A 637-nucleotide genomic window follows, 5' to 3' on the forward strand; every position below is an offset into this window, starting at 1 on the left:
TCATATTCCTCTCTGGGTTGCCCTTGAGGTTTACGGAATTGCCATTGCCCTGCAAACAGTGCTTGTAAGTCTAAATACCAGAGAATTTCATCTAAATTAAGCTCATCAGGAGACATAATTTTTGTACCCCAAAAAGGAGGAGTTGGACGTTCAATATTTGGATCAACTGCTTCACTTCTTCGGGTATCAATTTCTGTTTTTTCTTGATTTTTATACTGGCTAGAAGTCTGTTTTACATCTTCTCCTGATTCATCAAAATTACGCCCTTTAAACAGATGATTTTCTTCGGCAAAATCTCCTAAAAATCTATCAAAATCATTCCACTGATTGCTATGTTTAGAGGGCATTAATTTATCCATAAAATGCAAATCAGCAAAGGCATCTTTACCATAAACCACTTTACCTTTATAGGTTTTTTGACAGTCTTCATAGACAAATTTCGGAGTTAATGCTGCCCCGCCTAAGATAACAGGCACGGTAATTCCCTCTTGATTAAATGTCTCTAAATTATCTTTCATAAAAGCAGTGGATTTTACTAATAAACCACTCATGGCGATACAATCTGCGTTCGATTCACGATAGGCTTGAATGATGTTTTCTACGGGTTGTTTAATACCTAAATTAATCACTTTATAGC

1 protein-coding gene is annotated in these 637 nt (G+C 35.9%); it reads right to left on the reverse strand.

The annotated features are described in order from the left end of the window. Positions 1–637: cobalamin-dependent protein (locus FWJ34_RS19450; protein WP_308256975.1), on the reverse strand; the 637-nt coding region annotated here is incomplete at both ends.

It is taken from the genome of Geminocystis sp. GBBB08 (genome assembly GCF_016743215.1).
GTDB lineage: Bacteria > Cyanobacteriota > Cyanobacteriia > Cyanobacteriales > Cyanobacteriaceae > Geminocystis.